Below are 20,384 nucleotides of genomic sequence, written 5' to 3'. Positions count from 1 at the left end.
CGCAACCGAGACGATTTTTGAGAAAAATCGTGGCCCGGTTCTACGCGCGTCGTATCCTGCCAAACACCGCCACCAGCGCAAAAATCACCGCAGCCGCACTGACAATCGACGGCCCCGCAGGTGTATCCTGCCACAACGACAGCCGCAGCCCGACCAAACAGGCCAGCCCGCCAAACCCCGTCGCATAAGCCGCCATGCTTTCCGGCGTCCGCGCCAGCCCCCGCGCCGCCGCCGCCGGGATGATCAGCATCGCCGCGATCAGCAAAGCCCCGACGATCTTCAACGCCACCGCCACCACCAAAGCCAAGGCCAGCGTCAAAACCAACCGCTCGCGATCCGGGTTCAGGCCAGAAGCATGGGCGAGATCTTCATTCAGCGTGGCAGTCAGCAGCGCCTGCCAACGCCAGACCAGCAGCGCCACCACCCCCAAAGACCCGGCCCATATAAACCCCAGATCGGCCTTGGACACCGCCAGAATATCGCCAAACAGATAGGTCGAAAGATCGGCCCGCACCCCAGGCACATAGGAAATCGCTACCAGACCAAACGCCAAAGCCGAATGGGCCAGTACGCCCAACGTCGTATCCATCGCCCAACCGCGCGCGGCCAAGGTCGAAACCGTCCCCGCCATCGCCAGCGCCACCAGCAGCGTGCCCACCCCAATCGGCAACTGCAACGCCAGCGCCAAAGCCACGCCCAAAATCGCCGCATGGCTGGTCGCATCGCCAAAATACGCCATCCGTCGCCAGACCACGAATGACCCCAGAGGTCCGGTCGCCAGCGCCAAGCCCAGACCGGCCAAAGCCGCCCGCACCAGAAAATCGTCAAGCCCCAGCAGGTTATCAAGCATGATTATGTCCATGATGCGGGTCCGACGGCGCGCGGCCATGGGCATCAACCAAATCCGGCTCGTGGCTGTGATCATGCCGATGCTGATACAAAGCCAGCGCGCCTTGCGATCCCAGCCCAAACAGCGCGCGATATTCCGGCGCGTTTGAGACCACCACAGGCGAGCCCTGACAGCAGATATGGCCGTTCAGACAAATCACCCGATCCGACGCCGCCATCACCACATGCAAATCGTGGCTGACCATCAAAATCGCCGCCCCAGTCTCACGCCGCACTTCCTCAATCAGCCGATAAAACCCGGCCTCACCGGGCTGATCCAGACCCTGCGTCGGCTCGTCCAAGATCAGCAGTTGCGGCGCAGACAACAACGCCCGCGCCAACAGCACCCGCTGAAACTGCCCGCCCGACAGCCCCGCCATCTGCCGCTGCTCCAGCCCCGGCAGACCCACCCGCGCCAGCGCCAACGTGGCCTCAACGTCCCCCACCCGCACCGGAAGCGACAAAAACCGCCGCACCGTCATCGGCATCGAGCGATCAATGCTCAACTTCTGCGGCACATAGCCCAAACGCAGCCCGGCAGCCCGCGTCACAACCCCCGCAGCCAGCGGCAAAATCCCCAGCAAAGCCCGCAACAACGTCGATTTGCCCGAGCCATTCGGCCCCAGAATCGTCACAATCTCCCCCGGCTCAATCGCCAAGGACACATCCGACAGCACCGCCTCGCCGCCAAACCGCACGGTGATATTCTGCGCCGCAAGCAGGCTCATGCTGCCACCTGACAGCTTGGGCACAGCCCCAAAGCCTCGATGGTGGAGCGTTCAATCACGAACCCACTCTGCCCCGCTGCCGCCTGCAAAGCCGCCATCACAGGCGCTGCGGGGGCTTCGGCCACCACATTACAGCCCCGGCAAATCAGAAAAGCAGGCGCATGCGCCTCGCCCGGATGCATACAGGCGGTGAAGGCGTTCAAACGCCGAATGCGATGCGCAAGTCCTTGTTCTTCCAGAAAATCCAGCGCTCGATAGGCCACAGGCGGCTGATTGCCAAAGCCCTCGGCGGCCAGCCGTGTCAGCACATCATAGGCCCCAAGCGCCCGATGCTCCTCCAGCAAAATCTCCAGCACCCTCCGGCGCACCGGTGTCAGCCGCAGGCCCTTTTCAGCCACCAAAGCCTCAGCCCGTGCCAGCGCATCCGCACTGCAATGCGCGTGGTCATGCGCCGCAAAGGCCAGATCCGGCGCTTCGCAGCCGGGGCAAGCGTCGATATGAGAATGCGCCATGCGGCCCCCTTGACATGTTATACTATAACAATCATACCGCCTCTTGCCGCCAAACAAAAGGCCCTCCCGATGCGTTATATCATATCTCTCGCCCTTGCCACCCTGCCCACCGCAGCCCTCGCCGAAGTTCCCAATGTCGTCACCGACATTCCCCCGGTCCACGCGCTGGTTGCCCAGGTGATGGGCAACCTCGGCACCCCAATCTTGCTGCTGGAAAAGGGCGCGGATGAGCATGATTTCCAACTCCGCCCCAGCCAGATGCAAAGCATTGCCGACGCCGACACCGTGATCTGGATCGGCCCGGAACTGACGCCATGGCTCGACCGCGCGATGACCGACAGCAAGGCGGTATCCTTGGTGCTGCTGGATGCGAAAGACACCGAAACCCAAGCCTATCCCGAGGGTCAGGGCGAGGAAGAAGAAGCCCATGACGAGGCCGCGACCGACACCGAACATGACCACGCCCACGATGGCACCGACCCCCACGCCTGGATGAACCCCGTCAATGCCGCGATCTGGGCAGATCTGATCGCCGCCGACCTCAGCGCGCTAGACCCCGAACACGCCCCCACCTACGCCGCCAACGCCGCCGCGACCAAGGCCCGCATCCAAGCGATGGATGCAGAAATCACCGCGCAACTATCTGCCATCAAAGACAAACCCTTTGTCACCTTCCACGCCGCCTACGGCTATTTCGCCGCCCATTACGGCCTTGCCCATCACGGATCACTCGCGCTTGGCGACGCCACCACCCCCGGTGCTGCCAAGCTGACCGAACTGCAAGCCGAGCTGAAATCCGGTGCCTACAGCTGCGCCTTCCCCGAAGTGCAACACGACCCCGCGATGCTGACGCAACTGATGCAAGGCACCGCCACCAAACTCGGCGCAGCCCTTGATCCCGTCGGCTCCTCGCTGCCCTTCGGCCCCGACGCCTACGACAATCTGATGCGCAGCATCGCCAACACCCTGACCGATTGCCTGAACGGCTGACACGCTCCAACGCCACCGCCAAACCCGCTTGACCTCGCGGCGGCGATACAGCTTCATCGCCGCAGGTTAGGATCAAAACGGCAGGCACAGATGGCATATTTCGGCACCACCACCACAGGCGAAGCGGTGGAGAAAATTACCCTCACCGCAGGCGATCTCAGCGTCGCGATCCTGACTTGGGGTGCCGTCCTGCAATCCGTCCGCCTCGGCCAAATCCCTCACGATCTCACCCTAGGCTCCAACACCCTCGCCGATTACGAAGGCCCGTTGCGCTATCACGGCTCGATCATCGCCCCCGTGGTCAACCGCCTGACCCGCGCGGCAGCCCCGCTCCACGACAAAACTCTCAACTTCCAAGTCAATTTCAACGGCCAGCACTGCCTACATTCCGGCGACGCAGGCACCCATCTGAAGGTCTGGCACCTCATCCACGCGACCGAAACCGAGTGCCTGCTCGCCCTCACCCTGCCGCACAACGAAGGCGGCTTCCCCGGCAATCGCCGCATCACCGCTTTGTTCCAACTTGCCGCCCCTGCCACCCTGCGCCTAACCATCACCACCACAACCGACGCCGACACCCTGCTGAACGCCACCAACCACAGCTATTGGAACCTCGACGGCACAGCGGATTTCACCGGCCACAGCCTACAGATCAAAGCCGACCACTACCTCCCCGCCACCGCAGACTTCATCCCGACCGGAGAAATCCGCCCCGCCACCGAACTGTTCGATTTCCGCAACGCCAAGCCCGTCGCCCCCCACACCCCCGACCTCGATAATTGCTTTTGTCTCAGTACCACGCAGCACCCCCTGCGCGATGTCCTCACCCTAACCGGCCAATCAAACCTCGAAATGACCGTCGCCACCACCGAACCCGGCATCCAGATCTACGATTGCCGCCACGACGCCTACAAAGGCCTCGCCATCGAAGCCCAAGGCTGGCCCGATGCCCCCAACAAACCCGGCTTCCCGCCGATCACCTTGGCGAAAGGCGAAACCCTGACCCAAATCACCGAATGGCGCTTCAAGGCGGTCGCATAAAACCAAACCCTTAAGATCAGGCGCAGACTCCTACCCCTGACAGCAAACCGGCGGGCCACAGCGCAGAAACCCGCGCGCCGCCCTGAAACAGTTGAAACAAAAGGTGCAGCGCTGCCCCTTTCCCTCGCCCGCGCCAAACCCTAAGCCTGTCAGCGCTAACGGGAGGGCCACGATGCAACAGATACAATCGGCACGCTGGGCTGTGGCGGCGATGTTTGCCACCAATGGCTTCGTGATGGGCGCATGGGCGCCGCAAATCCCGCTGCTGCTGACCCGCCACAGCATCAGCGCCACCACGCTTGGCCTGCTGATCCTCGCGCTCGGCCTTGGTGCGGTCGGAGCCATGCTGTTCGCCGGTCGCCTGATCCAAACCTATGGCTCGCGCCGCATCGCCTGCGCCTTCGGCCTTGCCGCCGCACCGACCCTGCCGCTGGTGGTGCTTACGCCAAACCTCTGGCTGCTGGCCCCGGCGATGGCGCTGATGGGCGCGGTGCTCGGCTCGATGGATGTGGCGATGAACGCCAATGCGGTCGAGGTCGAACGCCGCATGGGTCGCGCCATCATGTCCTCCAGCCACGGCTTCTGGAGCTTGGGCGGCTTCATCGGCGGCTTTGCGGGCAGCTATGTCGTAGCCCATTGGGGGGCCGAGACCCAAGCCCTGATCGTCGCCTGTATCGCGCTTGGCACCGTGCTGCTGGCAAGTCCAAAACTGATCGCCGACGCCCCCCATCCCGTCGAGACCAAACCCAAACCGCACGCCCTGCTGCCCCGTGATGCCAGCCTGTGGATCTTGGGCTTCATGGCGCTGTTCTGCATGGTCCCAGAAGGGGCGGTGCTGGACTGGGCCGCGATCTACCTCAGCCGAGAACTAGGCTCGGATTTGTTCCGGTCGGGCCTTGGCTTTGCCGGATTCGCTGCGGCGATGGCTGCGATGCGCTTTGTAGGTGATCGTTTGCGCAATCGCTTTGGCGCGGTAAAAACTCTACAAATTTCGGGGCTTATCTCTGCCGCTGGCCTGCTGGGCGGCGCGCTGGCCCCGAATGACATCATAGCCATCGCCAGCTTTACCTTTGCAGGGCTGGGCGTCGCCAACATGGTGCCAATCCTGTTCTCCGCCGCAGGCAACCACCCCGGCATGACCGCCGGAGCGGCAATTTCCACCGTCACCATGGTCGGCTATGCGGGCATTCTGGTGGCCCCGTCCAGCATCGGTTTCATCGCCGACCACATCGGCTTTCGCGCCACCTACGCCGCTCTCGCCGTCGTGCTGCTGATCGTCACGGCGCTGGCGCATCGCACCGCCGCCGCCGACGGGCTGAAGCCGCTCTGACGGCTGCGGCGACCGTAGGTCAGCTCGCCACCTGAGTCAGAATCTCATTCACCGAGGCGATATGCGCGAACTCGCCGTCCAGATTGGCCAAAGTCAGCGCCAGCACATCGCTCGCCGCCATTTCGCGGCCATCGCGCAGGCGTTGGCGGAAGTTGATCAAGGCATCGCCTACCACCGTGGTGGCATAACCCAAATTCCCCGCCATCCGCGCGGTGGATTCCACACAGTAATTCGCCGCCCCGCCGACAATCACCAACCCGGTGATGTCCTCGGCGGTCAGATGATCCGCCAGCCCCGTGCCAATAAACCCAGACGAGCCCTGCTTGATAAACACCGCCTCGTCCGCCAGCGGAGCAGCCAACGGCTGCACCGCCGATCCGGGCTGATCGGCATGAAAGCTATCGCCGGGGTTCGGGTCGTTGTGATGCACATGCAGCACCGGCAAGCCCTTGTCGCGAAAGGCGGCCAACAGGGTCGCAATACTGGTGTCGGCGTCAGGATTGCCCCAGACAAAGCCCGCCTCACGCCGCGCCACAAAGGCCATCTGCACGTCGATCACCAGCAAAGCCGTGGACATGGTTATGCCCCCAAGAAATCAGTCTTGCCCACATCCACGCCATTGGCGCGCAGGATGTTATAGGCTGTCGCCATGTGGAAATAGAAATTCGGCACCGCATAGCCGTGGTAATACTTCACCGCCGGAAACGACAACTCGCGCGGCCCCGCCTTAACGCTGATGGTGCGCGCCTCGGCCTCGTCAAACGCCTCTGCCGGAATGGTGGCGAGGAACGCGATGGTCTTGGCGATCCGCTCTTTCAATTCAGCCAGCGTTGTTTCGGTATCGGCAAAGCTCGGCACCTCAACCCCCGCCAGCCGCGCAGGGGCGCCTTTGGCGTGATCACAGGCAATCGTCACCTGCCGCCACAGCGGCAACATATCCGCGATCAACCGCAACTGCGGGATCACCTCAGGCTTGATCTTCTTGGCTTCGGCAAAAGCCTCGGCTTTATCAAGGATCTTCGACAACGCGGTGAGGGAATGGGTGAAGAACGGAACCGGATTTTGCATGGGAGAGGCCTTTCGGGTGATAATTTATCCCCAGCAGATGGCCGCACAAAGCCCAAATATGCAAGGGGGGCTATCGCTCCCCTCAATCCGGCGCTGGTTAACAAAATGTAAACCAGCGCCGGGTAACTCATTGACTCTTATGAATCAGCACCCATGTCCACGCGTGGACAGCCAAAACCTCAAACCCCCAAACACCAGCGCATCACCGCCTTTTGAGCATGCAGCCGATTTTCCGCCTCATCGAAAATCACCGAATGCGGCCCGTCCATCACCGCAGAAGTCGCCTCATCATTGCGATGCGCGGGCAAGCAATGCATGAACAAAGCATCCGGCTTGGCCCGGGCCATCAAAGCCTCGTTGACCTGATAAGGCCGCAACTGATTGTGCCGCCGTTCCTTGGCCGACTCCGGGTCGTGCATCGACACCCAAGTATCCGTCACTACCAAATCCGCCCCCGTGACCGCCTTGGCTGGATCGCGCTCAATCGTCACCCGGCTGCCCTTCTCGCGGGCAAACCCGATGAACTTACCCTCCGGCTCCAAAGTCTCCGGCCCGGTGAAGGTGAAATCAAAGCCAAACTGCCCCGCCGCATGCAAGAAGCTGCCGCAGACGTTGTTGCCGTCGCCCGCCCAGACCACCTTCTTGCCCGCAATCGGCCCGCGATGTTCTTCATAGGTCATCACATCCGCCATGATCTGACAGGGATGCGTGCGGTTGGTCAGCCCATTGATCACCGGCACCGTGGCATGCTCAGCCATCTCCAGCAGCGTGGCCTCTTCAAAGGTGCGGATCATGATCAGATCGACATAGCGCGATAAAACCCGCGCGGTATCGGCAATCGTCTCACCATGGCCCAACTGCATTTCCTTGCCGGAAAGCACCATGGTCTGCCCGCCCAACTGCCGCACCCCGACATCAAACGACACCCGCGTCCGTGTGGAGGGTTTCTCGAAAATCAGCGCCACCATCCGCCCGGCCAGAGGCTGGTCATCATCCGGCGTGCCTTTCGGGCGATTGTTGCGCGCGGTTTTCATCGCCAGCGCCGAGTTGATCATCGCCCGCAACTCGGCGGCGTCGGTTTTGTGGATATCGAGGAAATGTTTCATGAAGCGTCTCTTTGGTTGAGAGCGCCGAGGGCTTTCCGCCCCCGGACCCCCGAGGATATTTGAACACAGAGGATGACCAAAGGGTCAGCCAAAGACTCGTCGGGACGCACAAAGTGCTGCTTCGGCGCTGGGGTGGATCAGTCGCATTATGCCGCCTCGATCCGAAGCGCAGTGCGATCCAGCCGCGCCAAAGCCTCGGCAATATCCGCCTCGGGGATGTTCAAGGCCGGTAGCAGCCGCAGCACATTATCCGCCGCAGGCACGGTCAGCAGATGTTCGGCATAGGCGGCTTTGACGATATCAGAGTTCAGCGCCTTGCACTTCAACCCCAAGATCAACCCTTGCCCGCGCACCGCTTCAAACACGGTTGGGTGCGAAGCGACCAAGCCTTCGAGGCCCTGCCGGAACTGCGCCGCCTTGCGCGACACCGCGTCAAGAAACGCGTCATCAGCGACAATCTCCATCACCTTCGCCCCCACCGCACAGCCCAACGGATTGCCGCCATAGGTCGAGCCATGCGTGCCCGCGACCATGCCGCTTGCCGCATTTTCGGTGGCCAGAACCGCGCCCAAAGGAAAGCCGCCGCCAATGCCCTTGGCGACCATCATAATGTCGGGTGTGACGCCCGCCCATTCATGCGCGAACAGCTTGCCAGTCCGGCCCACCCCACATTGCACCTCATCGAAGATCAGCAGCGTGCCCGTCTCATCGCAGAGATCGCGCAGCAACTGCAAATAGCCGTCGGTGGCGACCCGAATCCCACCCTCGCCCTGCACCGGCTCGATGATCACCGCACAGGTCCTTGTGGTGATTGCCGCCCGGATCGCATCTTCATCGCCCCATTTCAACTGGCGAAACCCCGGCATCAGCGGGCCGAAGCCTTTGACCATCTTCTCAGACCCCGATGCCGCAATCGCCGCCGTCGAGCGTCCGTGGAACGCACCCTCAAAGGCAATGATATCGACCCGGTCGGCCATATCATTGTCATAGTGATATTTCCGGGCCATTTTCACCGCCAATTCGCAGGCTTCGGTGCCGGAATTGGTAAAGAACACTGTGTCGGCGAAGGTCTTGTCCACCAACATCTGCGCCAGCTTTTCCTGCTGCGGAATGCGATACAGATTCGAGACATGCCACAACTGCCCCGCCTGCTCGGTCAAAGCCGCCACCAACGCCGGATTGGCATGGCCCAAGGAATTCACCGCAATCCCCGCGCCCAAATCCAGATATCGGCTGCCATCCTCCGCCGTCAGCCAAGAGCCTTCTCCTTTGACGAAAGCCATCGGCGCGCGGTTATAAGTGGGCAAAACAGCGGTGATCATGGGCAGGGCCTTTCACGGGAAAGCCTAGGCGTAGCCAAGGACTGTATGGGAAGTCAACGAGGGAAGGCCCATTTCGCCGGGCCAAAGCGGATCAATCGCCTAAGCTTTTCAGCGCAGGCGTCGGGGACGGGCAATAAGGGCGGTCCGGGTGATCATGATCTGGGGATTAGCCGAAACCCGCAGGGCTGTAAATCAAAACCTGCGAAACGATAACCGGCGCCGGAAAAATGCCCCCGGTAAAAATGCCATAGGGCCGGGATCACCCCGGCCCTGTGCATTCGTGGTTTAGCATGGATCAGACGAACAGGATGTCGCTGCCTGACAGCAGGAAGTCCGCGCCAACGAAGCTGCCGGTGAGGTCGATGTTCAGATCCGCCCCCGCAGTGGCATCCAGCCCGATATGCAGCGTGCTGACGCCGCCCGCGCTGGAAACCTGTACCCCGCCGGTCAGAAGCGTGCTGCCATCGCCAGCCCCAACCGATCCGGTGACGGTATAGCCCGTCAGACGGATCAGATCACCGTCGTCGAAATCCGAGATCAGATCATGCCCCGCGTTGTAAAGATCGCTGAAGATGAACAGGTCAGCCCCGGTGCCGCCGGTCAGGATGTCATCCCCCTTGCCGCCGTCAAGGAAGTCGGTGCCCGCCTTGCCGTTCAGCGTATCCGACAAATCAAAGCCGTAGATGTGATCGCTATAGGCCGACCCCGCCACGTTCAGATGATCCACACCGGCCATATCGGCGGTATAGCTGCTGTCGGTGGCTTGGATACGGGTATAGCCGCTGCCGATATACCACTCGCGCAGGCCCGCCGTTGCCAGCGACGCATCCAGTGTCAGCGTGTCGGTGCCAAGCCCAAGATCTACGCTTTCATAGATGCCGCGCCCCAAGTTCACCACATCATCGCCGTTGCCGGTGGCAAGCGTATCGCTGCCAGTCGCCGCGCCGAGATTGATCACGTCAGCCCCGGCCCCTGTGCTCAGGTTGATGTTCTCAACCGTGACCAGCTTTGTGCCCGCGCCGCCAATGGTGCCCGCCCCTGCCGCCGTCAGCGTCAACGTGACCGCCGTGGCAAGGTTGGAATAATCGCCAATATAGGTATCACGGCCATTGCCACCGACGATGCTGTCCATCCCGCGATTGCCGTTAAGAACATCATCGCCGTTGTTGCCGATCAACGTATCGCCCGAGGCACCCCCATTGAGCGAGTCATTGCCAAGCCCACCGGTCAGTGCGAACCGTTCCATGTTGATCCAATCCACGCTCGCCGTGCCGTCGGCCATTTGGTAGCGGTTATACCCACTTCCAACGTAGATATTGCTGACAGCACTGGTCGCCGTGGCATAATTCACCGTCATGATGTCAATGCCACTGCCACCGTCCAGCGTGTCAAAGCCCAAGCCGCCGTTCAGTTTGTCATTGCCACCCGAGGTGCCAATGTAGTCGTTCAGCGCAAAGCCTTCGGTGCTGATCACATCGGCAAAGTTGCCGGTGGTCAGGCTCAGCCGCTCGATGGCGCTGACCGAAAGCCCAAGGCCCGTCATTTGCGCAGCGGTCTGGCTGGTCACGGCGTTGAACAAGGCAATGCCTTGGGCCGACAGATCAGCCGTCCACAGATCATTGCCTGCACCGCCATCAAATGTGCCGTCACCGATGCCGCCGTTCAGCGTATCATCGCCGCCGTTACCGATCAGCGTGTCGTTCAGCGTCCCTCCGGTCAGCGCGTCATCCCCTGCACCACCGCGCAGGTCATAGGTCTCGAAGTAACGGAAATCCAAGCGGTCGCCACTTGTCGCCTGATAACGCCACCAATCCGAACCGATATAGCTCAGGCTGATGCCCTGACGCGGATCGGTGATCGCGCTCCAGTCCATCACCAACTTGTCAACGGTGCCAGCACCGCCGTCAGCGCCGTCCACACCGCGCCCGGTTACCACCAGATCGTTGCCGTTACCGGTCGAGATCGAGTCGTTGTAAACTCCAGCCAGTGCCGTGACCTGATCTGCGCCATTGCCGCCGGTGAACTCGATCCGCTCGATCCCGGCAAGAACCGCGCCATAGTTGGTGGTCTGCGTTTGCAGGTTGATTTGCGTCGCCGTCGAGCGGGCCGAGGTATCGACCCGCCAGATATCAATGCCGTCGCCGCCGCTGACATTGTCCACACCGCCGCCCGAGGCCAACAGGTCGTTACCCGCATTGCCCGTCAGCGTGTCGTTCAGCGCAGCCCCATAAAGCACATCGCCGCCCGCGCCGCCGATCAAGTCATAGCGCTCAAAGCCCTGATAATCCAACCGGTCCGCGCCATTGCCATAGCGATACCAACCGCTGCCGACATAGACATTGCTGATGCCCGCATTCGGGTCGGTCATACCCGACCAATCCATCCGCAACGTGTCGATATCGTCGCCGCCATGCGCGCTATCGACGCCACGGCCAAGCGCCACATAGTCGTTGCCCGCACCGGTCGACACATCATCATTGGCGCTGTAGGCTGCGGTGTTGATCACATCCGCCCCCGCCCCCGTGCTCAGCGAGATCGCCTCCACCCCGCTCAGCGTCACGCCGCTGCCGACCACTGTCGAAACCCCGACACCCAGCAGGTCCAGGCTCACGGCACTGGCAAAGGTGGAGTAATCCGCGACCCAACGGTCCATCCCCGTGCCGCCGATGACCGTATCGGCCCCCAGTCCGCCCTCAAAACGGTCATTGCCCGCGTTGCCCACCAAACGGTCGGCCAAAGCGCCACCGACCAGCAGGTCAGCGCCCGCGCCACCCGTGATATCATAGCGTTCAAAGTTCAGAAAATCGACCGTGGTGCGCACGCCATCCGTGTAGCGGTAATAGCCGCTGCCGACATAAGTGTAGCCGATATCCCCGCCCAAAGACGAGAAATCCAGCACCAGTTTATCGTTCCCCGCCTGCGCGTCGATCGAATACGAACCTGTCGGCGTGACCGTGACGATGTCATCCCCGATCGTCGTCGGCGTTCCGGTGATTGCCATGATATCCTCCAGAGTTTTCCCTAACTTTCGCATTCTGCTCTTTGAATGCGAGGGCAGGCCATGATCTGGAACAACAAAAAAAACCGGGATCCATGGTAAAATAAGGGCAGCAATTACACGCTGGAATTTGGATTTTCAGCGCCAGTGCCGGGTCAGCCCGCCGCTTTTAAAGGGTCGGACAAACCGCGCAATCTTGAGTTGTTAATTTCCGCAAGTACAACCCTTTAGGTCGATCTCGCGCTGGCACTAAGGCCCGGCCAGCAGACGAATCAGGCTCAGATCAGGCCGCGTCAAATTGTCCCGTGGCAGGGGTCAGCCGACCAATCGCCGCGCCAACTGATTTTGCCGCGCGATCACCTGCGGCAGATCAATCGTTGCTATCCGGCCATCCCGCACCACCGCGCGCCCCTCAACAAACAAATCCCGCACACGGCTGGGCCCGCAGAGGATCAAACTCGCCACCGGATCCCAAGATCCCGCCGCCTCGATCCCCGACACATCCCAGATCGCGATATCGGCGCGCTTGCCGACCTCAAGGCTGCCACAGTCGCCCCGCCCCAGCACCTTTGCCCCGCCCAACGTGGCGATCTCCAACGCTTCGCGCGCCGCCATCGCATCCGCGCCCCGGCTTACGCGCTGCAACAACAACGCCTGCCGCGCTTCCAAAATCAAATTCCCCGCGTCGTTGGAGGCAGAGCCATCCACCCCCAGCCCCACCTTCACCCCCGCGTCACGCATCGCCCGCACCGGCGCAATCCCCGACCCCAACCGACAATTCGAGCATGGGCAATGCGCCACCCCAGTGCCAGACCTTGCAAACAGATCAATCTCACCCGCGTCCAACTTCACGCAATGCGCGTGCCAGACGTCGTCGCCCGTCCAGCCCAGATCCTCGGCATATTGCCCCGGACGGCAGCCAAACTTTGCCAGCGAATAGGCGATATCCTCCTCATTCTCGGCCAGATGCGTGTGCAACATCACGCCCTTATCACGCGCCAAAACCGCTGCTTCGCGCATCAGATCGCGCGAAACCGAGAACGGCGAACACGGCGCAATCCCCACCCGCACCATCGCGCCCTCGGCCTTGTCGTGAAAGCGGTCCACCACTCGGATGCAATCCTCAAGGATCAAAGCCTCGCGCTCCACCAAAGCATCCGGCGGCAAGCCTCCATCCGAAACACCAATACTCATGGCCCCACGCGTCGGATGAAACCGCAGCCCCACCTCGCCCGCCGCCGCAATGGTATCATCCAACCGCGCGCCATTCGGGAACAGATAGAGATGATCCGAGGTCAAAGAACAGCCCGACAAAGCCAGCTCCGCCAACCCGACTTGCGCCGAGACAAACATCTCCTCCGGCCCAAACTTCCCCCAGATCGGATAAAGCGTCTGCAACCAGCCAAACAGCAAGGCATCCTGCCCGCCCGGCACCGCCCGCGTCAGGGTCTGATAGAGATGATGATGCGTGTTCACCAAACCGGGTGTGACCACGCAGCCGCGCGCCTCCACCATCGCGCCTGTCGTCGCCAATCCCTGCCCCACCGCCGCAATCACCCCACCGCGCAGCAACACATCACCCCGCGCAATCTCGCGGCGCGCGCCATCCATCGTCACCACGACATCAGCGTTCTTGATCAGAATTTCGGACATGATTTCCCCTTAGCACCACCCCCTTCGGTGGATCAGGGAATGCGCGACAGAAGGGGGAGTTAAGGACTCGCGCCGCCAAACCTACCAAAGCCAAGCGCAAGCGCCAAGTGCTTTCACATTGGCGCAAATATCCTCGGGGGAAGGCAGATTGGCAGCGCCAAGCTGCCTTGGGGGCAGACAGCCCCCACGATTTTTCTCAAAAATCGGCTACGCGTTCAGCAAAGCCAAAGCCTCGGCATGGATCGCCGCATTCGCCGCAGCCAACACCCGCCCACCCTCCAGACAAGGCCGCCCCGACCAATCGGTGACAATCCCGCCCGCCGCTTCAATCACCGCGATTGGCGCTTGCACGTCATAGGCCTGCAAGCCCGCCTCGATCACCAGATCAATCTGCCCCGCTGCGATCAGGCCATAGGCATAGCAATCCATGCCATAGCGCACCAACTTCGCCTTTGGCGCCACCCGGCGGAACGCAGCACCCTCATCAGGCGTCCCAACCTCCGGGAAGGTCGAGAACAAAATCGCCTCCGACAAAGGCCGCGCCTCACGCGTGCGCAAAACCTTGCGCCCCATCGGCCCGTTCACTTCCGCGCGCCCCAACCCCCCCTCAAACCGTTCGCCAATATAAGGCTGATCAATCACGCCATAAATCACGCCAGACGCATCGCGGACCGAGATCAGCACCCCCCAAGTCGGCGTACCCGACAAATACCCGCGTGTGCCATCAATCGGGTCCAACACCCAAGTCAGCCCCGAAGACCCAACCACCGGCGCAAATTCTTCACCCAGAATGCCATCCAAAGGCCGCGCCTGCGCCAAAATCTCCCGCATCCGCTGCTCAGACAAGCGATCCGCCACCGTCACCGGATCAAACCGCACGGCTTCCTTGTTATCCGCCGTCAACCCATCGCTGCGAAAATGCTGCAAGGTCGCGACGCGCGCCGCATCCGCCAGCAGCGCCGCCGTGCGGATGATATCCTGCGCTTCAATGTCTGAAAATTTCGTCATGTTTTGCCCCATCACCGGGGCCTAAAACGCCCGTCGCCCACAAGTGTCTAGCCTTGGCTAAGCACTTGCGGGCGAACGGTCAAGCTTTGTAACCGGCGTAATTGGGGGCAATTCACGCGCGGATCACAAAGCTATGTGCGCAGCGGTTACGCAGCTTCACTCAATACGCGCGCCAGATCAAACAGGCGCCGCCGCTGTGCTTCGGGGATCGCGTAATAAGACCGCACCAGTTCCACTGCTTCTTTATCCGCCATCATGTCATGTCCGGCTGCTGCAGCTTGTGCGCCATCGGCCAGACCTTCAAAGAAGAATGCAATCGTCACCCCAAGCGCATCTGCAATATCCCACAGCCGCGAGGCAGAAACCCGGTTCATCCCGGTCTCATACTTCTGGATCTGTTGGAACTTGATGCCCACCTTATCCGCAAGCTGTTGCTGCGTCATACCGATCATCCACCGGCGATGGCGGATGCGCTTGCCGACATGAGCGTCAACGGGGTGCTTCATAACAGTCTCCACTTTCAATGCTACCTAACACCCTCATACAAAGCAATTTCCGTGCCAACTTTGCCAAAACTGATTTTCTCCTCAGATTCCCCGAAAGCTTTCTGAAAACCTGTCTTTTTGGATATGTCCAATTATACAGGCGGAGAAGAAACAGCCCCCGGATGTGGGCTACACCCCCATGCGTTTACGCTTATCAGTCAACTCTCCCTGAACGTGTATCCCATTTTGCATTGCATTTTGCAATTAAATACACTCAAAAGTTGCATATTGCCATAATACATCCGCATGGCATCGTTTCCAGTTCGAATGGGATCGTTTCCATGCCATGAAATTGTAGCCCGATAGGCAATTCAGCCAATTTTCTTGGCGTTTCCAAAAAAATCTGACACCACCTGCTCAGCAATCGGAGACAGCAGATGCAGGTTTGGAAAGTCGCAGCTTTGGGCACCCCAGCACATCAGGCAGAGCATCCGCTGCCTACACCCGAACCGGGACAGGCCCGGTTGAAAATCGCCGCCGTCGGGTTAAATTTTGCCGACCTATTGATGGCCGAGGGCAAGTATCAAGAGCACCCGGCGCTGCCGTTCATCCCGGGGATGGAGTTTGCCGGCATCCTTGACGCCCTGCACCCCGACACATCCACCACGCTCAAACCCGGTGCCCGCGTTGCAGGCTTTGCCAGCCATGGCGCTTTGGCCGAATACCTCACCGCCGCCGCCGCCCAGCTGATCCCCCTACCCGACAGCATGAGCTTCCAGCAAGCCGCCGCCTTCCAGATCGCCTATGGCACCTCCCACCTTGCTCTGTCGCACAAAGCCCGCCTGCAACCCGGCGAGACTCTGTTGGTGTTTGGGGCTGCCGGAGGCGTCGGCCTGACGGCAGTGGAAATCGGCAAACGCATGGGGGCAAAGGTGATCGCCTGCGCCCGTGGCCCCGAAAAGCTGGCCATCGCCCGCGCAGCCGGAGCCGATATCACCCTCGACAGCGAGACGCCTGATCTGAAAGCCGCCCTCAAAGCCTTGGGCGGCGTCGATGTGGTCTATGATCCGGTCGGTGGCCCCGCCTTCACCGCCGCGCTCTCGGCTTGCCGCCCCGAAGGCCGCCTGCTGACCATCGGTTTCGCCTCGGGTCAGTTGCCCGAGATCCCCGCCAATCACCTGCTGGTGAAAAACCTCAGCGTGATGGGCCTGTATTGGGGCGGCTATCTGACTTTCGCGCCGCAAGTGCTGACCGACAGCCTGCGCATTCTATTCCAATGGTTCGCGGAAGGTGGCCTGCGCCCCCACATCAGCCACGAACTCCCTTTCGAGGATTACCCCAAAGGCCTAGACCTCCTGCGCACCCGCGCCGCCACCGGAAAAGTTGTGATCACCCTTTAGCACCCACTCCTCGCCGCCCCGGCCTTGAGCCGGGGCGGCGAGGAGAATGGGGTCACGCCGCCGACCTAATCGCGCGCGACAGATACACCTGCCGGATCATCGCCGCCAGTGCCGAGACCGCCTCGGAATGTACCGGATCGGCGACATACATATTGACCTTGATCACCGCCAGTTCCGGCAGCGTCCCACCATGCGCGATGCGTTCCACAAACGGCGGCTCTGACCCCGCCAACACCGCATGTACCGCCAGATCGGCGGAAACAGACGCCTCAATTCCGCGCGTGTCATCGCTTTCCACCGCCATCTCCCACGGCATCCCCGCTGCGTTCAACGCCGCCTGCACGCCTTGGCGGAAGATGCAGTTATGCGCGAAGGCCAACCGCAACGGCCGCCCCTTCCACGCCGCGCCATCTGGTGCCCCCACCCAAACCAACGGCAATTCCGCCAAAGTCTGCCCATCCGGATCGACCGATTCCTCGGTGGTCAGGATCACATCACATTCGCCACGCGCGAACTGCGCCTTCAACACCCGCGTAAACGACGATGTCAGCGACACCTTCATCTTCGGATATTCTTTGGCAAACCGCCGCAGCACCTGAGGAATAGCCGGATAGACAATATCATGCGGCACCCCCAGCACGATCTCGCCCTCGTGCTGATCCTGCGTCAACCGCCCGAACACCTCATCATTCAGCGCCAGCATCCGCCGCGCATAGCCCAGCAACTGCTCGCCCGGGGCGGTCAGCCCCACCTGCCGCGCGCTGCGATCCAGAAGCTGGGTGTCCAGCATCTCCTCCAGCCGCTTGATCTGCATCGACACCGCTGATTGCGTCAGGTTCAAAAACCCCGCCGCGCGGGTGACGCCGCCCGCATCAGCAATCGCCACGAAAGAGCGCAATGAAGTGAGGTCGAGATTCCGAGACATATCACAATCCTTGATGCGTGAAGTCAAAACCATTCATTTTCATAATGTCACCGATTCGGGCATAAGGATCAAGTGTTGTGATGAAACAAACGACTCACATCACCGACGCCGATGAACCCTGAAAGGATACCACCATGTTCGCCTCGCTCCACACCTCCACATTGGCTGTTGCTCATGTGCAGTCGCGCGGCACTCTTGCTGATCTCACCAAACGCCTGCGTTTGGCGATGACCGCCCGCCGTCAGCGCGCCCAACTGGCCCGCCTTGACGACAATATGCTGGCCGATATCGGCATCACGCCGCGCCAAGCCGCAACCGAAGCCGCCCGCCCGGCATGGGACGTGCCCTCCACTTGGCTGCGCTGATCGGGCTGCGCTAACCTCTGGTTATTGCAAGATTTACGCCTCAAGGATTTCCCGCAGCGGAAATCCTTGAAATCACCGCCAACAGTGCCGATATTGACAGCATTAGGCAGCGCGAACATCCGCGCCTGACCTTCAGTCCATAATCGGAGGCTTCCATGGCTGACTATCAGACGATCCGCCCCTCGGGCCAGACCGCCGGCGTTGGTGCGCGGAGCGCCGACATCGACGCAGGTTTGCGGGCACATATGAATAAAGTCTACGGGCTGATGTCCGTGGCGATGCTGATCACCGCCCTTGCCGCTTGGGCGGTCGCTGGCCTTGCTGTCACGGATGTGCCGTCGCAAGCCGTCGCGCAGATTGGCGATCACACCTATCTCACCAGCTTCGGCTCGGCGATCTACATGTCGCCGCTGAAATGGGTGCTGATGTTCGCACCGCTGGTGATGGTGTTTGCGTTCGGCGCGCTGATCCCCCGTCTGTCGGTCGCGGGCGCACAGCTGTTCTTCTACGTCTTCGCGGCGGCGATGGGCATTTCGCTCAGTTCGGTCCTGCTGGTGTTCACAGGCGCTTCGGTTGTGACGACCTTCCTCGTGACCGCCATCGCCTTCGCCTCGCTGTCGCTCTACGGCTACACCACCAAGAAAGACCTGTCGGCGATGGGCACGTTCCTGATGATGGGCGTGATCGGCTTGGTCGTGGCGTCGATCATCAACATCTTCTTGGCTTCGTCGGCTCTGGCCTTCGCAATTTCGGCGATCGGTGTTTTGATCTTCGCAGGCCTGACCGCCTATGACACCCAGTCGATCAAAAATACCTACCTGCAACACGCAGAGAGCGGTGACAGCGACTGGCTGGGCAAATCGGCGATCATGGGCGCGTTGAACCTGTATCTCGACTTCATCAACATGTTCATGTTCCTGCTGCAATTCTTGGGCGACCGCCGCTAAGCCCCAACAACAGCGCTAAACGGTCAGACCCTGCCAGCCGCGCGCTGGCAGGGTTTTTCTTTGCCCGGAACCCTTGCGCGTCCTGTGCGTTAACTTACCACAGGAGGACGCAACATGAGCAAACTCGAACACACCAAACAAGCCGCCGATACCAAGTTCACCGTGCAAGCCGAGGCGCAAAAGCACAAGATGGACGCGGCAGCCACCAAGCACGCGCATAAGATCCCCGGCAACACCGAGCCGAACGCCGGTGGCCAAAACCGCGAAGCCGGAGACCGCAAAGCCCGCCAGAACGACCGCGCCACCAATGGCGGCGAATAAAAGCTGAACAGCAGGGCCGGGAAAATCCCCGGCCTTTCGCTTTGCGCAAACTGCCTAAAACTTATCTAAAATTTTGCGTTGCTCTTTTGGAAATACTCGCAGGGGGAGGCGCCCTTCGCGCGGGGGGGGCGGCACCCCCTTCTTTCAAACGACGGACACCAGCCCCGGCCTTTGGCCCGAGCAAGCGGCCGTCTAAACCACCGCGCCAAACACCATGCCGACCACTGCCGTCACGCCCATCGCCACAGCCCCCCAGAATGTCACCCTCACCACCGCCCGCCCCATCGGTGCGCCGCCCGCCTTGGCACCAATCGCCCCAAGCACGGCCAGAAAAATCAGCGACAACACCGTCACCCACAGGCTAATCCCCGCCGCGGGCACCAGCGCCGCCGTCGCCATCGGCAAAGCGGCCCCCACCGCGAAACTCGCAGCCGAAGCCCCTGCCGCCACCAAAGGCTTCGCCTCGGTATGTTCGGAAAAACCCAATTCATCGCGCAAATGCGCTGCCAGCGGATCTTTCGCATGCAGGGCCGTTGCAACCTCCAACGCCAGTGCCGGGGTTAAACCGCGATCCTCATAAATCCCCGCCAGCGCGCGCAATTCCTCGGCAGGGTCAGCCGCAATCTCCGCCCGCTCACGCGCGGTATCGGCTTTCTCGGTATCAGCTTGCGAGGAGACGGAAACATATTCCCCCGCCGCCATCGACAGCGCTCCGGCGACCAATCCCGCCATCCCCGCCACCAGCACCTCGGTCCGCCCAGAGGCCGCCGCCACCCCCATGATCAGCGATGCTGTCGAGATGATACCGTCATTCGCCCCGAGCACAGCTGCGCGCAGCCAACCGACCCGCGCGACATAATGTTCTTCGTAGTGGCTGCGTTCCATGATCACCTCTGTGCCCGACCGATACGTTCTGCTTAAGGCATAGAACCTGCCCCGCGCATAACGAAAAACCGCGCCCAAAGGGCGCGGCACTTCCGCACAGCGAAGGGGAAGATCTTACTTGATCTTGCCTTCTTTGTATTCAACGTGCTGACGCTTGACGGGGTCATACTTGTTGACCGTCATTTTCTCGGTCATGGTCCGAGCATTCTTCTTGGTCACATAGAAGTGCCCGGTGCCAGCCGTCGAGTTCAGACGGATCTTGATCGTCGCCGGTTTGGCCATAGTCGTCTCTCCTACATCAAGGCAACACCGTTGCCCTGCGAAATCTCTTGAAGCCTGCCTTTTACGGATCAAGGCGGCAGAGTCAACAGCCAAACCACAAGTTCTGCGATCTAGCGGTGATCTAATTGCG

General features: G+C 61.2%; 21 protein-coding genes. 7 read left to right on the top strand and 14 right to left on the bottom strand.

The genetic code is table 11. The features are described from left to right. Positions 1 to 40: 40 nt before the first annotated feature. From AKV04_RS06955 to AKV04_RS06945, 3 genes are read right to left on the bottom strand one after another with little or no spacing between them, the layout of a single operon-like run. Entirely contained in the window at positions 41 to 850 is an 810-nt protein-coding gene (locus AKV04_RS06955) for a metal ABC transporter permease (protein ID WP_054005727.1), read from the bottom strand. Then, complete coding sequence (locus tag AKV04_RS06950) at positions 843 to 1,616, bottom strand: ATP-binding cassette domain-containing protein (RefSeq protein WP_054005726.1); 774 nt, start codon at positions 1,614 to 1,616, stop codon at positions 843 to 845. Before AKV04_RS06950 ends, AKV04_RS06955 begins: the two co-directional genes overlap by 8 nt. After that, positions 1,613 to 2,128 (bottom strand): Fur family transcriptional regulator, encoded by a 516-nt coding sequence (locus AKV04_RS06945; RefSeq protein ID WP_054005725.1) that lies wholly within the window; start codon positions 2,126 to 2,128, stop codon positions 1,613 to 1,615. Before AKV04_RS06945 ends, AKV04_RS06950 begins: the two co-directional genes overlap by 4 nt. Before the next feature lie 69 nt (positions 2,129 to 2,197). On the opposite strand from AKV04_RS06945, the gene AKV04_RS06940 reads away from it, so the two are divergent. The 3 genes from AKV04_RS06940 to AKV04_RS06930 all read left to right on the top strand — a co-directional run bounded on the left by AKV04_RS06940 (position 2,198) and on the right by AKV04_RS06930 (position 5,489). Further along, positions 2,198 to 3,118 (top strand): zinc ABC transporter substrate-binding protein, encoded by a 921-nt coding sequence (locus tag AKV04_RS06940; protein ID WP_054005724.1) that lies wholly within the window; start codon positions 2,198 to 2,200, stop codon positions 3,116 to 3,118. A 90-nt stretch (positions 3,119 to 3,208) separates the two neighbouring features. Continuing rightward, complete coding sequence (locus AKV04_RS06935) at positions 3,209 to 4,159, top strand: aldose epimerase family protein (protein WP_054005723.1); 951 nt, start codon at positions 3,209 to 3,211, stop codon at positions 4,157 to 4,159. 172 nt (positions 4,160 to 4,331) lie between these two features. Further along, on the top strand, positions 4,332 to 5,489 hold the full coding sequence (locus AKV04_RS06930) for an MFS transporter (protein ID WP_054005722.1): 1,158 nt from the start codon (positions 4,332 to 4,334) through the stop codon (positions 5,487 to 5,489). A 19-nt stretch (positions 5,490 to 5,508) separates the two neighbouring features. Here AKV04_RS06930 and AKV04_RS06925 read toward each other — a convergent pair whose 3' ends face one another. From AKV04_RS06925 to AKV04_RS06890, 8 genes are all read right to left on the bottom strand, one after another. Beyond that, complete coding sequence (locus AKV04_RS06925) at positions 5,509 to 6,066, bottom strand: isochorismatase family protein (protein ID WP_054005721.1); 558 nt, start codon at positions 6,064 to 6,066, stop codon at positions 5,509 to 5,511. Positions 6,067 to 6,068: 2 nt separating this feature from the next. Beyond that, positions 6,069 to 6,557: a DUF1993 domain-containing protein gene (locus AKV04_RS06920; protein ID WP_054005720.1), complete on the bottom strand. Its 489-nt coding sequence runs from the start codon at positions 6,555 to 6,557 to the stop codon at positions 6,069 to 6,071. Between the two features lie 179 nt (positions 6,558 to 6,736). After that, a complete protein-coding gene (gene argF, locus AKV04_RS06915; RefSeq protein WP_054005719.1) occupies positions 6,737 to 7,663 on the bottom strand; it encodes an ornithine carbamoyltransferase in 927 nt (308 codons plus the stop codon). A gap of 146 nt (positions 7,664 to 7,809) precedes the next feature. Further along, the gene (locus tag AKV04_RS06910) at positions 7,810 to 8,985 is read right to left on the bottom strand and encodes an aspartate aminotransferase family protein (protein WP_054005718.1); all 1,176 of its coding nucleotides are present in this window, start codon (positions 8,983 to 8,985) and stop codon (positions 7,810 to 7,812) included. 295 nt (positions 8,986 to 9,280) lie between these two features. Then, positions 9,281 to 11,986, bottom strand: coding sequence for a beta strand repeat-containing protein (locus AKV04_RS26090; protein ID WP_054005717.1), 2,706 nt, complete (start codon positions 11,984 to 11,986; stop codon positions 9,281 to 9,283). A 312-nt stretch (positions 11,987 to 12,298) separates the two neighbouring features. Continuing rightward, entirely contained in the window at positions 12,299 to 13,636 is a 1,338-nt protein-coding gene (locus tag AKV04_RS06900; protein ID WP_054005716.1) for an 8-oxoguanine deaminase, read from the bottom strand. 207 nt (positions 13,637 to 13,843) lie between these two features. Beyond that, positions 13,844 to 14,644 (bottom strand): inositol monophosphatase family protein, encoded by an 801-nt coding sequence (locus tag AKV04_RS06895; RefSeq protein WP_054005715.1) that lies wholly within the window; start codon positions 14,642 to 14,644, stop codon positions 13,844 to 13,846. 146 nt (positions 14,645 to 14,790) lie between these two features. Next, positions 14,791 to 15,150, bottom strand: a complete 360-nt coding sequence (locus tag AKV04_RS06890; RefSeq protein ID WP_054005714.1) for a helix-turn-helix domain-containing protein — start codon at positions 15,148 to 15,150, stop codon at positions 14,791 to 14,793. Positions 15,151 to 15,566: 416 nt separating this feature from the next. Between AKV04_RS06890 and AKV04_RS06885 the strand changes: the two genes are divergently transcribed. Beyond that, a complete protein-coding gene (locus AKV04_RS06885) occupies positions 15,567 to 16,529 on the top strand; it encodes an NADPH:quinone oxidoreductase family protein (protein WP_054005713.1) in 963 nt (320 codons plus the stop codon). A gap of 52 nt (positions 16,530 to 16,581) precedes the next feature. On the opposite strand, the gene AKV04_RS06880 is transcribed toward AKV04_RS06885, so the two are convergent. Then, the gene (locus tag AKV04_RS06880) at positions 16,582 to 17,454 is read right to left on the bottom strand and encodes a LysR family transcriptional regulator (RefSeq protein WP_054005873.1); all 873 of its coding nucleotides are present in this window, start codon (positions 17,452 to 17,454) and stop codon (positions 16,582 to 16,584) included. Positions 17,455 to 17,588: 134 nt separating this feature from the next. Here AKV04_RS06880 and AKV04_RS06875 point away from each other — a divergent pair, with 134 nt between their 5' ends. The 3 genes from AKV04_RS06875 (at position 17,589) to AKV04_RS06865 (ending at position 19,087) form a co-directional block, all read left to right on the top strand. Further along, the gene (locus AKV04_RS06875) at positions 17,589 to 17,819 is read left to right on the top strand and encodes a DUF1127 domain-containing protein (RefSeq protein ID WP_054005712.1); all 231 of its coding nucleotides are present in this window, start codon (positions 17,589 to 17,591) and stop codon (positions 17,817 to 17,819) included. A gap of 155 nt (positions 17,820 to 17,974) precedes the next feature. Then, the gene (locus tag AKV04_RS06870) at positions 17,975 to 18,766 is read left to right on the top strand and encodes a Bax inhibitor-1/YccA family protein (RefSeq protein WP_054005711.1); all 792 of its coding nucleotides are present in this window, start codon (positions 17,975 to 17,977) and stop codon (positions 18,764 to 18,766) included. 114 nt (positions 18,767 to 18,880) lie between these two features. After that, positions 18,881 to 19,087: a hypothetical protein gene (locus tag AKV04_RS06865; RefSeq protein ID WP_054005710.1), complete on the top strand. Its 207-nt coding sequence runs from the start codon at positions 18,881 to 18,883 to the stop codon at positions 19,085 to 19,087. A 192-nt stretch (positions 19,088 to 19,279) separates the two neighbouring features. On the opposite strand, the gene AKV04_RS06860 is transcribed toward AKV04_RS06865, so the two are convergent. Next, positions 19,280 to 19,972, bottom strand: a complete 693-nt coding sequence (locus AKV04_RS06860) for a VIT1/CCC1 transporter family protein (protein ID WP_054005709.1) — start codon at positions 19,970 to 19,972, stop codon at positions 19,280 to 19,282. 114 nt (positions 19,973 to 20,086) lie between these two features. Then, on the bottom strand, positions 20,087 to 20,254 hold the full coding sequence (gene rpmG, locus AKV04_RS06855) for a 50S ribosomal protein L33 (RefSeq protein WP_054005708.1): 168 nt from the start codon (positions 20,252 to 20,254) through the stop codon (positions 20,087 to 20,089). Positions 20,255 to 20,384: the final 130 nt, after the last annotated feature.

The organism is Cypionkella psychrotolerans (assembly GCF_001294535.1).
Classification (GTDB): domain Bacteria; phylum Pseudomonadota; class Alphaproteobacteria; order Rhodobacterales; family Rhodobacteraceae; genus Cypionkella; species Cypionkella psychrotolerans.
This window is presented reverse-complemented; position numbering and strand designations above follow the sequence as displayed.